9 protein-coding genes and 1 pseudogene are annotated in these 14992 nt (G+C 63.4%); 4 read left to right on the top strand and 6 right to left on the bottom strand.

The genetic code is table 11. The annotated features are described in order from the left end of the window. Positions 1-15 precede the first annotated feature (15 nt). Together KW062_RS18755 and KW062_RS18750 are read right to left on the bottom strand one after the other, a co-directional pair. On the bottom strand, positions 16-510 hold the full coding sequence (locus KW062_RS18755; protein WP_027616133.1) for a DUF934 domain-containing protein: 495 nt from the start codon (positions 508-510) through the stop codon (positions 16-18). Further along, complete coding sequence (locus tag KW062_RS18750; RefSeq protein ID WP_027616134.1) at positions 494-2152, bottom strand: nitrite/sulfite reductase; 1659 nt, start codon at positions 2150-2152, stop codon at positions 494-496. The genes KW062_RS18755 and KW062_RS18750 overlap by 17 nt, the downstream gene beginning before the upstream one ends. Positions 2153-2699: 547 nt before the next feature. On the opposite strand from KW062_RS18750, the gene KW062_RS18745 reads away from it, so the two are divergent. Next, positions 2700-3761 carry an ABC transporter substrate-binding protein gene (locus KW062_RS18745; protein WP_371321421.1) on the top strand — a complete coding sequence of 354 codons (1062 nt, stop codon included), beginning with the start codon at positions 2700-2702 and terminating at the stop codon, positions 3759-3761. Between the two features lie 9 nt (positions 3762-3770). Here KW062_RS18745 and KW062_RS18740 read toward each other — a convergent pair whose 3' ends face one another. From KW062_RS18740 to gspG, 4 genes and pseudogenes are all read right to left on the bottom strand, one after another. Continuing rightward, positions 3771-3989, bottom strand: coding sequence for a DUF2970 domain-containing protein (locus KW062_RS18740; protein ID WP_027616136.1), 219 nt, complete (start codon positions 3987-3989; stop codon positions 3771-3773). Positions 3990-4088: 99 nt separating this feature from the next. Continuing rightward, positions 4089-4382 (bottom strand): annotated as a pseudogene (locus KW062_RS29025) (hypothetical protein); the annotation flags it as partial. Between the two features lie 122 nt (positions 4383-4504). After that, on the bottom strand, positions 4505-5692 hold the full coding sequence (locus tag KW062_RS18735; RefSeq protein WP_105754935.1) for a type II secretion system F family protein: 1188 nt from the start codon (positions 5690-5692) through the stop codon (positions 4505-4507). Between the two features lie 15 nt (positions 5693-5707). Continuing rightward, positions 5708-6142, bottom strand: coding sequence for a type II secretion system major pseudopilin GspG (gspG, locus tag KW062_RS18730; RefSeq protein WP_027616138.1), 435 nt, complete (start codon positions 6140-6142; stop codon positions 5708-5710). A gap of 196 nt (positions 6143-6338) precedes the next feature. Here gspG and KW062_RS18725 point away from each other — a divergent pair, with 196 nt between their 5' ends. The 3 genes from KW062_RS18725 (at position 6339) to KW062_RS18715 (ending at position 14984) form a co-directional block, all read left to right on the top strand. Then, positions 6339-6944, top strand: coding sequence for a lytic transglycosylase domain-containing protein (locus tag KW062_RS18725; RefSeq protein WP_027616139.1), 606 nt, complete (start codon positions 6339-6341; stop codon positions 6942-6944). A gap of 208 nt (positions 6945-7152) precedes the next feature. Further along, on the top strand, positions 7153-13002 hold the full coding sequence (mnxG, locus tag KW062_RS18720) for a manganese-oxidizing multicopper oxidase MnxG (protein WP_105754934.1): 5850 nt from the start codon (positions 7153-7155) through the stop codon (positions 13000-13002). A 32-nt stretch (positions 13003-13034) separates the two neighbouring features. Further along, complete coding sequence (locus KW062_RS18715; protein ID WP_105754933.1) at positions 13035-14984, top strand: cytochrome D1 domain-containing protein; 1950 nt, start codon at positions 13035-13037, stop codon at positions 14982-14984. Positions 14985-14992 lie beyond the last annotated feature (8 nt).

Below are 14992 nucleotides of genomic sequence, written 5' to 3'. Positions count from 1 at the left end.
CTCAAGGCCGGTCGATCAGCGGCGACGGAACAGCGGTAGCGGCTCGTCGGTGGCGGCCTGGTAGGTCACCGAGAAGTCCTTGAGGCTTTCAAGGGCTTCATACGGGTCCTTGTCGGCCCGCAGCGCAAAGGCGTCAAAGCCGCAGCGGCGCAGGTAGAACAGTTGGTCGCGCAGGATGTCGCCAATCGCTCGCAGCTCGCCCTTGAAGCCGTAACGGTCACGCAGCAGGCGGGCGTTGGAGTAGTTGCGGCCATCGGTGAACGCCGGGAAGTTCAGGGCAATCACCTGGAAGTGCTGCACGTCATCGCCAATTTCCTCGGCTTCTTCGTCAGCGTCCAGCCACACGCCCAGGCCGCCATCGCGGGCCTGGAGCATGCGCCCGTGTTCACGCCACAGCTGCAACGGCACGATGTAGTCGTCGCAGTTGCTGATTTCATCGATGTTGAAATCCTTGGGCAGCAGGTGCCAGGTTTCGTCGATGACTTCGTTGTTCTTAATGATTCGCTGCATAGACGCGTTCCTTGAAGAGGTCGATGCCGATACGTTGGTAGGTGTCGATGAAGCGCTCGTCTTCGGTACGTTGTTCCACATACACGTCGATCAGCTTCGAGATCACATCCGGCATGGCGTCCTGGGCAAACGATGGGCCGAGGATCTTGCCCAGGCTGGCGTCGCGGCTGGCGCTGCCACCGAGGGACACCTGGTAGAACTCTTCACCTTTTTTGTCCACCCCGAGGATGCCGATGTGGCCAACGTGGTGGTGACCGCAGGCGTTCATGCAGCCGGAGATGTTCAGGTCCAGCTCACCGATGTCGAACAGGTAGTCCAGATCGTCGAAACGGCGCTGGATCGACTCGGCGATCGGGATCGACTTGGCGTTGGCCAGGGAGCAGAAGTCGCCACCCGGGCAGCAGATGATGTCGGTCAGCAGACCGATGTTCGGCGTGGCAAAGCCATGCTCGCGCAATTCGCCCCAGAGGGTGAACAACTGCGCCTGCTCGACATCGGCGAGGATGATGTTCTGCTCGTGGGAGGTGCGCAACTGGCCATAGCTGTAACGCTCGGCCAAGTCGGCGACGGCGTCGAGCTGCTTGTCGGTCAGGTCGCCCGGGGCAACGCCGGTGGGCTTGAGCGACAGGGTCACGGCTACATAGCCCGGCTTCTTGTGGGCCACGGTGTTGCGCGTGCGCCAGCGGGCAAAGCCCGGGTGCTGGGCGTCGAGCTCGGCCAGGGCGGCGTGCTGGTTGTCCAGCGCCTTGTAGTCCGGATCGACGAAATGCTTGGCAACGCGATGCACTTCGGCTTCGGTCAAGGTGGTTTGGCCACCGCGCAGGTGCTCCATTTCCGCGTCGACTTTCTGCGCGAAGACTTCAGGCGTCAGGGCCTTGACCAGGATCTTGATCCGCGCCTTGTACTTGTTGTCGCGACGGCCATAGCGGTTGTACACCCGCAGGATGGCGTCGAGGTAGCTCAACAGGTCTTGCCACGGCAGGAACTCGTTGATGAAGGCGCCGACCACCGGGGTCCGGCCCAGGCCACCGCCGACCAACACACGGAAGCCCAGTTCGCCAGCAGCGTTGTGCACCGGCTCCAGGCCAATGTCGTGGACTTCGATGGCGGCACGGTCGGACGTCGAACCGTTGATCGCAATCTTGAATTTACGCGGCAGGTAGGCAAATTCCGGGTGGAAGGTGGTCCATTGACGGACGATTTCGCACCATGGGCGCGGGTCGATCAACTCGTCTGCTGCGACACCGGCGAACTGGTCGGTGGTGACGTTGCGCAGGCAGTTGCCGCTGGTCTGGATCGCATGCATCTGCACCGTGGCCAGTTCGGCCAGGATGTCCGGGATGTCTTCCAGGGCCGGCCAGTTGAACTGGACGTTCTGGCGGGTACTGATGTGGGCATAGCCCTTGTCATAGTCGCGAGCGATTTTGGCCATCATTCGCGTCTGCCGCGAAGTCAGTTGGCCATAAGGCACGGCAACCCGCAGCATCGGGGCGAAGCGCTGGATGTAAAGGCCATTTTGCAGGCGCAGGGGGCGGAATTCTTCTTCGCTCAGCTCGCCTGCCAGATAGCGTCGGGTCTGATCTCGGAACTGCTTGACGCGGTCCTCGATGATCCGCTGATCGTACTCGTCGTATACGTACATATAAGTCCTGTTCTCAGGCTGGGCTGATCGGAATCCGCTGCGTTTCTCGCTCGCTGATGTTCCGAAATGCCTTGGTAATTCTGCGCGCACGGCCGCGCACTCCCCACGGAGCCGGGGCAAGATAGCAGTTTGCGTTTATGCGTAAAAGTGATGTTTGAGTATATGGAAAGAACCAAATCGACTATTGAGACTGATTATTGTCTTACCCACATTTGTCGTGCGGGCAATCGTCGTCTTAACTGTGATCGAGTCTTCCTGCAATCACCGATAAAACCGACAAGAGGCGATGCAATGAGCAATCCGACCAAGGCAACGAAAAGCGACAGCAGCGTCGACGCGTGGGCGATTCTGTTCTTGATCATTCTGGTGGTAGGCACGGCGGTGTATTGGGTCAGCCATCAGTAAACACGCGTAACCGAGCCATTTTCCGACGATTGTCGGACAAAAAACGCGAATTAACCGCGGGTGCACCTGGATTGGCTGGCTATAATGCGCGGCTAAATTTTCGGGGCTCGGTTGTTCAATGTTCAGGTTTCTCCAAAGAGGCATGCTGACGCTATGCGCGATCTATGGATCGGTGGTGCAGGCGACGTCGGTGGTGTTCCTCAATCCTGGCACGAGCAACGAAGTGTTCTGGGTCAGCTACAGCCAGTTCATGCAGGCGGCGGCGCGAGACCTGGGTATCGACCTCAAAGTGCGCTATGCCGAGCGGCAAGTGCACACCACCATCGAACAGGCGCGTGAAGTGTTGTTGGGCGACAACCGCCCGGACTACCTGGTGTTCGTCAATGAACAGTATGTGGCGCCAGAGATCCTGCGTCTGTCCCGGGGCAGCGGGGTCAAGCTGTTCATGGTCAACAATGCGCTGACCGCCGACCAGGTGAGTCTGCTGGGCGATCCTGGAGAAAAATACCCCGATTTGCTCGGTAGCCTGGTGCCCAACGACGAGGAGGGCGGCTACCGGATGCTGAAGGAGTTGATTCGCCAACATCCGCCTGTCGCCCCCGGAGAGAAAATCGAACTGCTGGCTTTTTCCGGTCTGAAAATCACCCCCTCCGCGCAATTTCGCGAGAAGGGCATGCAGCGTGCCTTGCGTGAGCATCCCGAGGTGCAGTTGCGGCAGTTGGTCTATGGCGAATGGACCCGCGCCCGCGCCCATGAGCAGGCCGTGCAACTCTTCAAACGCTACCCACGGGTGTCGCTGGTGTGGTCGGCCAACGACGAAATGGCGTTTGGCGCCATGCAGGCCTATACAGAGGCCGGTGGCAAACCGGGCAGGGGCGTGCTGTTCAGCGCCGTCAACACGTCGCCGGCAGCCCTGCAGGCATTGCTCGACGGACGCCTCAGCGTATTGCTGGGTGGCCATTTCAGCCTTGGCGGTTGGGCGCTGGTGGAGTTGTACGACTACGACCAGGGCGTGCCCGTTGCCCAATATGGCGGTCGGGACCGGCAGATCCCCTTGCTGCAACTGATCGATCGCGAACAGGCCCGGCGCATGCTGGCACTGCGTGACAGCCAGGACTATGGGGTGAACTTTCGCAGCCTGTCGGCCAAGGGCCGCCCGCTGACCTACCGCTACCCGTTCAACCTGCAAACCCTGATGCACTGAAGCCGGCGTTCAAACCCCAGCCAGATACACCACCAGCTTGACGATGGCAAACAGGCCCAAGGCAAACACTGCCGTAAACAAAATGCCCAACACCACGAAATGACTCGGCTTGCCGTGAGTGAAATCCCGCGCACGATTCTTGCCGCTCTGCACGCCAAAGGCTGCGGCCATGACGCTGTGCAGCATCTGCCAGAAGCTGGGTGGCTTGTTGTCGATTGGATCGTCCATAAATCCCTCGTCACCTGGGGGGTGTGGGTCAAGCATAGTCAAAAATGCCCCTGCGGGCCTGCCGGGTCGGCGCTCCCACAGAGGCTGTGTGTTCACCCCTCAATTAACCCGCTTGTCATCCCCCGGCTCACCACCCACATGCACCCCGCGATCATCCCCGGGCTCACCCGCTGCATGCAGCCCGCGATCATCTCCCGGCTCACCCGCCGCGTGCACACCATGGTCATCCCCAGGCTCGCCACCCGCATGCACCCCATGATCGTCGCCAGCCTCGGAGTGGCTGCCGCTGCGGCCTGAACTGGATGCGCTGGAATGGCCGCCGCTATCGCCGTGCCCACTGCCGCTCGACCCCGAGCCGCCGCTGTGCCCACCGCCATTGCCGCTGCCACCGCCAGCAAAGGTTTTGTGAATTGCATGGGACCTCCCGCAAATGCTCCATCGTGCCGACTGGAGACATACAACCAGTGGGGTGCTTACGCACCTGGTACACCGCGCCGCATCCACGACTCAATGATTCAGTGAATGCTCGACGCCAGTTCGAAAATCGGCATGTACATCAGGATCACGATGACCCCGATCAACAGGCCGATAAATGTCATCAGCAGCGGTTCGAACAGGCGCACGAACCACTCGATCCAGCGGCTGATTTCTTCGTCGTAGAAATCGGCGCTGCGTTCCATCATTTGCCCCAGGTTGCCGGACTGTTCGCCGGCCCGCAGCAGGCGCAGGGACACCGGGGTCACCAGCTGATTGGCTTCCAGCGCATTGGACAACGCCAGGCCTTCGCGGACCCGTTCGGCGGCCTGGTCCAGGCGTGTCCGCGAGCCGACGGTGAGCAGGCCGCGGACCATGCCCATGGCGGTCAGAATCGGGATCCCGCCTTGCAGCAGGATGCCCAGGGAGCGGTAGAAGCGCGCCAGTTCGTACATGAAAATGCGTTGATGCACCGCCGGCAGTTTTTCCAGCAGACGATCCACGGCCCGCCGGAACGCCGGTTGGCGCTGCAGGATGCTGATGCCGACCACCGTCGCGCCGATGCCGCCGAAAAACTCCATCTGATGGGCATGCAGGAACATCCCGGTACTCATCAACACCTGGGACAGCCACGGCAAATTGGAGCCCAGGCCTTCAAATACCAGGCTGAAGCGCGGCACCACGTAGCCCATCAAAAACAGCACCACGCCGCCGCCCACCACCAGCAACAGCAGGGGGTAGATCGAGGCGCTGATGATCTTCTGCTTCACCTCATCCATGCGCTGGCGATAGGAAACGTAGCGCGCCAAGGCCTCGCCGACCGCGCCGGTCTTTTCACTCGATTGCACCAGCGCCACGTACAGCGGCGGGAACACTGCCGACATCTGACCCAGTGCCTGGGAGAAGGATTTGCCTTCGTACAACAGGCGCACCAGTTCGCTCAGCGTCTTGCGGGCCTGGGGTGCGGTTTCTTTTTCTGCCAGGCTTTCCAGCGCATCGATCAGCGGCAGGCCGGCGTTGAGCAGGGTGGTCAGCTCTTGGCTGAACAGCACCAGGTTGAAGTGTTCCTTGCCCTGCAGGCGCAGCGACCGCCAATGCCGTTCGGCTCGCAGGCTGACGACGCGCAGGCCCTGTTCCTCGACAATCCGCCGGGCCTCGCTCTGACCCGGCGCGTCGACGGTCATCGACACCACCGCACCTTTGCCCACTGCTTTAAGAAGAAAGCGCATGGATCACCCCCTGTCTCACTGCCAACTGGTGACTTCGGCGTTTTCACCTTCGCCGCCGGGCTGACCGTCCTTGCCCAGGGACAGCAGGTCGTACTCGCCGTTTTCCCCGGGGTAGCGGTAGGTGTAGTTACGGCCCCAGGGATCCTGCGGCAGCTTTTTCTGCAGGTAGGGGCCGGTCCAGTGGGTCTCGTCGCTGGGCGCGGTGACCAGTGCCTGCAAACCCTGTTCGGTCGAGGGGTAGTGGCCGACCTCCAGGCGATACAGGTCCAGAGCCTTGCCCAGGCCTTCGATCTGCGCCTTGGCGACCTTGGCTTCGGAACGGCCCAACTGGGCGAAATACTTGGGTGCGACGATCCCGGCCAGCAAGCCGAGCACCACCAGCACCACCAACAGTTCGAGGAGGGTGAACCCACCTTGGCGTCGCGGTGCATTAAACAGAAAGCCTTTCATGATGACCTCACTGGAGTGAGCAACAAGGGACGGTACACAGCGCTATGCAATTGCCATGCACAGCCCGCCAATTTCGTTGCAAGCCCCGCAGGCCATGGGCTTCACCGAGTCGGCACACTGCTTGCGTATACCCCTGCAGCCTCCGATTTGTGGGGCATAAGCCCCACTTTCCGGGGCCGGCAAGGGGAGAGCGATCATGCAAAGAATTATCGCAGGACTGTGGGGCGCCCTGGCGCTGGTGGGTGTTGCTCAAGCAGACGTTTACGTCTCGATCGATGCCAACGGTGGCTACGTGCTGTCCAACGTCCACCGCCCTGGCCGGCACTATGAACGGGTCGTGCCGGAGGTAGCCGGGACCAGCGTTCCCGCCGAAATGCCGCAGATGATTGCCGACCGGCCGTTCGCCGAACTGGTCGCCGAGGCGGCCAGCGCCAACCAGTTGCCGGAAGCCCTGCTGCACGCGGTGATCCAGACCGAATCCCACTACAACTCCAAGGCGCGTTCACCCAAAGGCGCGGGCGGTCTGATGCAGCTGATGCCCGATACCGCCCGCGAGCTGGGAGTGACCGACGTCTACGACCCCAAGGACAACATCCAGGGCGGCGCGCGTTACCTCAAGCGCCTGATGAACCTGTTCGACAACGATATTTCCCTCGCCGTCGCCGCCTACAACGCCGGTCCAGACGCGGTGATGAGTCGCGGACGAGTGATTCCACCGTTCGCCGAAACCCAGCGTTATGTGCCCAACGTCCTGCGCCACTACCGGCATTTGCAGGGTCTGGCAGTGGATGCGCCGCTCTAGGCAAACCAGCCGTTGGGGCGGGTTGCCCCAAAAGTGGGGCAAGCGGGGCAGGCCCGCAAAGTGGGGAAAAAGTGGGGGATAGTCCCCTGTGGCTTCAGATAATTTTTATAACGCATTGAAAATAAACACTATTTTTTTTGGCTCAGGAATTGCACTCGCCGCTCTATCGAGAATCGCTCCCATGAGCACCACTTCGAGGCCGCCCACCATGTCAGCCAGACTCCCGACCCGCTCTGCACTCAACTTTCTACTGCTGGCCTGCTCGATGTTCGGCCTCGAATCCCAGGTCGAGGCGGCGGTGCGCTGCGAGCGCAACCTGGTGGCCAACGTTGTGGCCCTCGACCAGCCGTTGATGTTCAACCGCCTCGGTGCGCAGAACGCCAACGGCATGATGTTCGCCTTGCGCCGCGACGTGGTCGATGACCGCGAAATGTCACTGGCCCAGGGCGGTGCCGCGGTGCCGGGCAAAGTCTCGCTGCGTCCGGACAAGCGTCCACGGCCGCTGGTGTTGCGCGTGGCCGCCGGCGACTGCCTGACCATCAACCTGCAGAACCTGCTGGCGTATCAGGCCAACCCGAACAAGCATTTTGAAGAGCCGGAAGTGGAGGGCGAGGAAGGCGAAGAGAACGAAGGCGTCGAAGCCGACATGCCGGACCAGTTCAAGGTCGACGAGCAGGTCACTGACCGCCACGTCGGCTTTCAGGTCAACGGCCTGCAAGCGGTCAACAGCATCGATGACATTGCCTCGTTCACCGGGCGCAATGGCAACAGCCTGATTCCACCGGGCGCGTCCCGTTCCTACACCCTGTATGCCGAGCGTGAAGGCGGTTTTGCAGTCAGCAGCCGTGGCGCCAGCTTCGGCGGTGAAGGCAACGCCGGTAACGTCGCCAACGGCCTGTTCGGCGAAGTGGTGGTGGTGCCCAAGGGTGGTCGCAGCTACCGCAACACCATTACCGAAGAGGAAATGCGCCTGGCCAGCAGCGGCCGCGCGCCCACCGGCCAGCCCATCGTCGACTACCAGGCGCGCTACCCGCAGCGCGAGCCGTGGATCCGTGAAGGCAAGGCCGGTACCCCGATCATCAACATGGTCGATGGCAACGAAATCATCTCCAGCGAAAGCGACGCGATTGTCATGGGCAGCAACGCCGATGGCAGCTTCCCGGCCGCCACCTATCCGCTGGAGTCCATCGGCAAACGCAACCCGGCGATTCCCAACCGGCTCGAACCGTTCCGCGATTTCGCTTCGCAGTTCCAGGATGAAACCGCGGTCACCCAGGCGTTCCCCGCCTACTGGGCCGACCCGGTGATGGCCCACGTGCTGGAGCCGACCCGCGACTCGTTCATGATCAACTACGGTTCCGGCGGCATGGGCGCCGAAGTGGTCGCCAACCGCCTGGGCGTAGGGCCGATGCACGATTGCCTGTCCTGCGCTTATGAAGAATTTTTCCTCAGCTCGCACACCGTCGGCGACGTGGCGATGCTGGTGGACGTGCCGGCCAACGCCGGCCTGGAAAACATCCGTCCCGGTGAAGTGCCACGCGCCGACCAGATTGGCGTCAAGGCAACCATGGCGCTGTACCCGTCCGAGCCGTCGAACGTCAACCACAGCTACATCGGTGACTTCGTCAAGTTCCGCAACACCCACAACGGTCACGAGCAGCATATCTTCCACCTGCACGGTCACCAGTGGCTGTTCAACCCCAACGACGACAACTCCGACTACGTCGACGCCCAGGGCATTGGCCCGGGCGCCGGCTACACCTATGAAATCGCCAACGGCGGTTCGGGCAACCGCAACCGGGTGGCCGGCGACGCGATTTATCACTGCCACTTCTACCCGCACTTCGCCCAGGGCATGTGGGCCATGTGGCGGGTCCACGATGTGTTCGAGGAAGGCACCAGGCTGGAAGTTTCGCAGCAGGGTGACGACGGCTATCACAACCAACCCTTCGCCTTGCGCAGCGGCAAACCTGCCAGCGGCGCGCGGGCTCTGCCCGATGGCGAGATCATTGCCGGTACGCCGATTCCTGCGGTGGTGCCGTTGCCCGGCAAAGCCATGGCGCCGATGCCAGGCAAGGTCGCCATCGTGCCGAAAATCGGCGAGACCCTGGTGGCCGCCAACGATGACGATGACGACGATGATGACGACGGCGAGCACCATGGCGGCGGCAGTGGCACCCAGGCCATCGGCTCCCTGGCGCTGGTGGACCGCAGCGAGGCCAACCGCAACGCCGACGGCAGTCTGAAAAACCCCGGCTATCCGTTCTGGATCGGCGGCATGGAAAGTTCGGTCGGCCAACGTCCGCCGACCCCGCCGCTGGACATGCTCGACGCCGCCAAGGCGCAGTCTCTGAAAAGCAGCGGCAATGCGCTGTGGGCCAACCTCGACCCGAATTCCTCCGGCGGTTGGGACGGCGGTCTTGGCCGCCATACCCTGGATGGCGTCTCGGCCGGTGGCGAGGCGCACACCGTGACCACCTCGCTGGACTTCTCCAAGGAAGTCACGCGCGCCAAACCGATCTACCTGCCGGAAGAGGGCACCGAGGTCGAACAGGCGGCGATGGCTTTCCACGCCAAGAAAGACCACCCCAGCTACGCGCTGCTGCCCGGCAACCAGATCGTGCCGCGCAACTTCCGCACCAACGGCGCCTTGCCGGTGGCGGGTGCGCCTTTTTACGAACCGTGCATGGACGACCGGCAGAAACGCCTGACCAGCAGCGCCGGCACCGGTGAGTTCAACAGCGGCGAACGCGTCGACGGCATGACGTTCATCGGCGCCTCGACCTACACCGCCGACCGGCCGCGCATCTACAAGGCCGCCAACATCCAGTTCGACGCGGTCTACAACAAGGTCGGCTACCACTTCCCGCAAGCGCGCATCCTCGCGCTGTGGGAAGACGCCTGGCCGGTGATCACCAAGCAGCGTCCACCAGAGCCGCTGGTGATGCGCATGAACACCTTCGACTGCGTGCAGTACCAGCAGACCAACCTGGTGCCGGCCACCTACGAGATGGACGACTATCAGGTGCGCACGCCGACCGACGTGATCGGCCAGCACATCCACCTGCCGAAATGGGACCTGACTTCTGCCGACGGCTCGTCCAACGGCTGGAACTACGAGGACGGCGTGCTTTCTCCAGGCGCGGTGCAAGAACGCATCCACGCGATCCGCGAGTTCAACCAGTGCGCCGCCGCCGATCCACGTGACGGCACGCCGGCCTGCCCGCAAGCGAAAAACCACCCGTACTTCGGCCAATACGGCCGGGCTGATTGGCTGGGGGCACGGACGGCCATGCAACGCTGGTTCGTCGACCCGGTGGTCAACACCAAGGGCGTCGACCGTGGCCTGGGGACCATCTTCACCCACGACCACCTCGGCCCATCGACTCACCAGCAGATCGGCCTGTACGCCACCGTGCTGGCCGAGCCAGCCGGTTCCACCTGGTTCCATGCCGAGACCGGCGAGCCGCTGTACAGCGGTGCGCGCCAGGACGGCGGGCCGACGTCGTGGCAGGCGGTGATCAACACCGGCGACCTCGATGGCGACGGCAAGAACGACAGCTTCCGCGAGTTCTTCCTCGAGTACAGCGACTTCCAGCACGCCTATGAAGCCGGTGTGTATGTCGGTGCCGGGCCCAATGGCGTGCCCAATGCGCAGGCCTTCCCGGCCACCGCCGACAGCTTCCGCTACGCGATCAACCCGCCGGTGCGCGACAACGCCAGCAACCTGCTCGAAGGTGTGATGGAAGTGCAGGGCGGACAACTGCCGGGTTGCCCTAGCCGGCCATGCCCACAGGCGATCTCGGTCGATGACCCAGGGATGTTCGTGGTCAATTACCGCAACGAGCCGCTGGCCCTGCGGGTCTATGACCCGAACAAGGTCGGCCCTGACGGCAAGCGCGGGATGCAGGCCGACGGCATGGGCGGTGACCTCGCGTTCGCCCTGCACAGCCGCACCGACCGGGCGATCCCGGCGATGAACCTGGCGCCCAACCTGATCACCTCGGCCACCGGCCCCACCGGCGGCACCACCCTGTTCCCGCCGCACATCAACCGTGGCGGTGCCGAGGCGGGTGACCCGTTCACCCCGATGCTGCGCACCTACACCGGTGACAACGTGCGGCTGCGGGTGCATGCCGGTGGTCACGAGGAAGAGCACAACGTGACCCTGCACGGCGTCAAGTGGCTGCAGAGCGGTTCCGGTTTCGGCAACAGTTCCAACTCCGGCTGGCGCGCCTCGCAGATGATCGGCATTTCCGAGCAGATGGGCTTCATCGCGCCGGTGTCGATGCTTTCCAGTTCCGCGGCCACCACCGGTGACTACCTGTACTCGATGGACGCGTCGATCGAAGGCTACTGGAGCGGCATCTGGGGCGTGATGCGCAACTACACCGCGCAACGCAACGACCTGTTCGCCCTGCCGAACAACGCCAAGCCGGTGGGCATGCGCAACACCGTGGCGTTCGATGGCACTTGCCCACGGACCGGCGCCAACCCCAACGGCATCGGCACCCGGCCGACCGTACAGCGCAACTATGAAGTGGTCGCGGCGCTGGCCAACGACATCCTCGGCAACTCCCTGGGCCTGGCCATGGACGACTCGGCGGGGATTGGCCAGCACGTCGGCGGGCCGTTGAATCCGGCGGGCGGCACCCTGGTCTACAACTCGCGGACGGTGAGCATTCCACAAGTCACCGTGACCGATCCCGAAGATGGCGAGACCTTCACCATCGGCGGGCAAAGCGGGCCGCTGCACGACCCGACCGCGATCCTCTATGTGCGCAAGGCTGACCTCGACCCGGTCACCGGCAAGCTGAAACCCGGTATCCCGGTGGAACCGCTGGTACTGCGCGCCGCCGCCGGCGACTGCATCAACGTCACCCTGGAAAACCGCCTGCCGATGGTCATGCCGGACCTGACCCAGACCGCCGTGATGCAGGGCATCGTCAAGCGCGATCGCAACAGCGGCCTGGGGGTGACCACCTTCAGCAACAACCTGATGCGTCCCTCCAGTCATGTCGGCCTGCACGCGCAACTGCTGGCCTATGACATCACCAAGTCCGATGGCGTCAACGTCGGTGCCAACCCGGTGCAGACCGTTCCGCCACGGGTCGGCAACAGTGGTGCCTACCCAACCCGGACCTACCAGTACTACGCCGGGCACCTGGAGCGTGAAGGCAAGCCGATCACCCAACTCGGGCGCACTATCGACAACATCAACGCCACCGCCGTGGAGTTCGGCGGCCTGAACTTCACCCCGGCGGACGTGATCAAGCAGCCACAGAAAGGCCTGGGCGGCGCGATGAGCATCCTGCCGATCGGCGCCACCTGGGTTGACGATGTGCGTCGGGTCACGGCCACCGTCACCGCGCCGGGCCAGGCGATCTATCGCGACTTTGCGATGGTCTGGCAGAAAGCCCTGAACATGCGCTGGGCGGGTGGGCGGCCGGTGGAAGCGATTGCCGCCGAAGGCACCGGCGTGCCGACCGATCCGCAGGACAACTCGGGCATGGCCATCAACTACAAGAGCGAGCCGCTGTGGTACCGCTTCGGCCTGGCCCCGGATGCGCCATTCGGGCATGCCGACGGTCACGGCTTCGGTGACCTGCCGAACGCGCACATGGCCTACAGCAACGCGCTGGTGGGCGGCGATCCGCAGACGCCGGTGCTCTATGTGAAACCGGGGCAACCGTTCCGCACCCACATCATGATGCCCACCGGCGGCAGCCGCGGCACCACCTTCCAGCTCGATGGACACGTCTGGTCGGTCAACCCGTTCCAGGCCGAGAAGAGCGACACCGGCAGCTATCCGATGAGTTCACCAGGAGTGGGATCGGTGCGCTTTGGCTACAACCCGATGTCGATGTACATCGGCGCTCACGAAAGCATCCTGCCGGCGGCGCACTTCAGCTTCATGCACCCGAGTGCCGGCGGCAGCAACGCGATCCCGGGCGACTACCTGTTCCGTGATTACGCGGCCTACGGCAACACCTCCGGTTTGTGGGGCTTGCTGCGGGTCACCAACGAAGCGGAACCGGCGCCGGCACCGGCACCTTGAGCGACGAGCGACAACATGGAGGGGGACGCGTCATGAACATGCAAACCAGAGTCGCCGGGTATGCGTTGCTGGCCGGGCTGCTGTTGAGCGGTGGCGGGGCCTGGGTCAGCGCCTGTCACGCCGAGACCCAGGCACCGCCCAAGGACGCAGCGGGTGGGCAGCGTCTGGAGCGTGACGGCGTGGCCGTGGAGTTCCAGTTGCGCCCGGCGCAGCCCGGCGGGCAATTAGTCGAAGGCAGCTTCGCCGACGTGCGCTTCAGCCTCACCGACAGTGCGTCCGGCCAACCCCTGGCCGGCGTCGCACCAGGGGCCTGGGTCGATCCGCAGCAGACCGCCGCCGATCAGGCCCAGGGCCGCGACCGCAGTTGCAAGTCGCGGGTCGGCGCGTTTCTGAAAAGCAGCGTCGGTGCGCGGCCGATGCTCGACCTCAACAGTTACTACGTGTTCATCATGAACCAGGACGCCAGCGTCTCGATTGTCGACCCCTCGGTGTCGGTGGGCGGCATCACCAGCACCCTGGGGCGCATTGATCTCAAGCAGCCGCCGATGGACTGGGTCAGCCGCAAGGACAACAAGCGCATTTTCGTGTCGATGCCGACCGCCGGCGAAGTGGCGGTGATCGATGCGGAAAAATTCCAGCTGATCGACTCGATCCCGGCCGGCAAGCAGCCGGTGCGGGTCGCCTTGCAGCCTGACGAGCGCCTGCTGTGGGTCGGCAACAATGCCAGCGATGCAGCCGAGGCCGGGGTCACGGTGATCGACGTGCAGACGCTTGAACCCCTCAAACACCTGGTCACCGGCCGTGGTCACCACGAAATCAGCTTCAGTCAGGACTCGCGCTTTGCCTTTGTCAGCAACCGCGACGACGGCACTTTGAGCGTCATCGACGTCGCCAGCCTGAGCATCAAACAACAGCTCAAGACCGGTTCCCACCCCCTGTCAGTCGCCTATTCGGCGCTGTCTCAGGCGGTGTACGTGGCCGATGGCAAGGACGGCACCATCACGGTGATCGACGGCCAGAACCCGGCGCTGCGCAAGGTCATCAAGAGCCGCCAGGGTCTTGGGCCCATGGGTTTTTCCACGGACGGGCGCTTCGGTATTGTGCTCAACACCCTGGAAAATCGGGTCGCGATCATCGACGCCGCCACCGACAGCCTGATTCACGAAGTCGAGGTCTCTGCCGAGCCTTACCAGGTGGTGTTCAGCAAGGCCTACGCCTACATCCGTGGACTGGCGTCGTCCAAGGTGACCATGATCAACCTGTCGTCCCTGGGGCAGGGCCGCACGCCGATCGTCCAGGGCTTCGAGGCCGGCTCCTCGGCGCCGCGTCTGGCCGGTGACTTGCCGCTGGCTTCGGGGCTGGCGATTTCCCGGGACGAGAACTCGGTGTTCGTGGTCAACCCGGCGGACAACACCACCTACTTCTATGCCGAGGGCATGAACGCACCGATGTCCGGCTACCCCAATCGTGGCCAGGTGGCGCGGGCGGCAATGGTCATCGACCGCAGCCTGCGCGAGGTCGAACCGGGGGTCTACAGCTCGCGGATCAAGCTGCCGCCAGCGGGGGCTTTCGACGTCGCCTTCCTGCTCAACCAGCCGAGCATCGTCCACTGCTTCAGCGTGCAGGTGCAGGCCGACAGCCAGGTGGCCCGGCACCTCGGCGCGCCCAGTGTCGACTTTCTCCTGGAGAAAAGCTCGGTGCCACTGGGCAGCCCCTTTGTCGCCCGGTTCCGCATCGCCCAGGACGCCGGCAAGTTGCCGCGTATCGGCGTCAAGGACGTCGAGGTGCGCTACTTCCTCGCCCCCACGTCACGGGTGCAGGTGGTTGCCGCCAAAGAGGTCAGCGATGGCGTGTACGAAGCACCGCTGACCCTGGACAAGAGCGGCGCCTGGTATGTGCATGTACGGGCCGCTTCGCTGGGCGCGAATTTCGACACCAAATCCTTTGCCAGCGTGCGGGTCGTTCCCGGCGCTGCCCAATGATCAAGGAG

The sequence above is a fragment of the Pseudomonas fluorescens genome (assembly GCF_019212185.1).
Taxonomy (GTDB): domain Bacteria; phylum Pseudomonadota; class Gammaproteobacteria; order Pseudomonadales; family Pseudomonadaceae; genus Aquipseudomonas.
The sequence above is the reverse complement of the archived record's forward strand: the minus strand, read 5'-3'. Positions and strand labels throughout refer to the sequence as shown.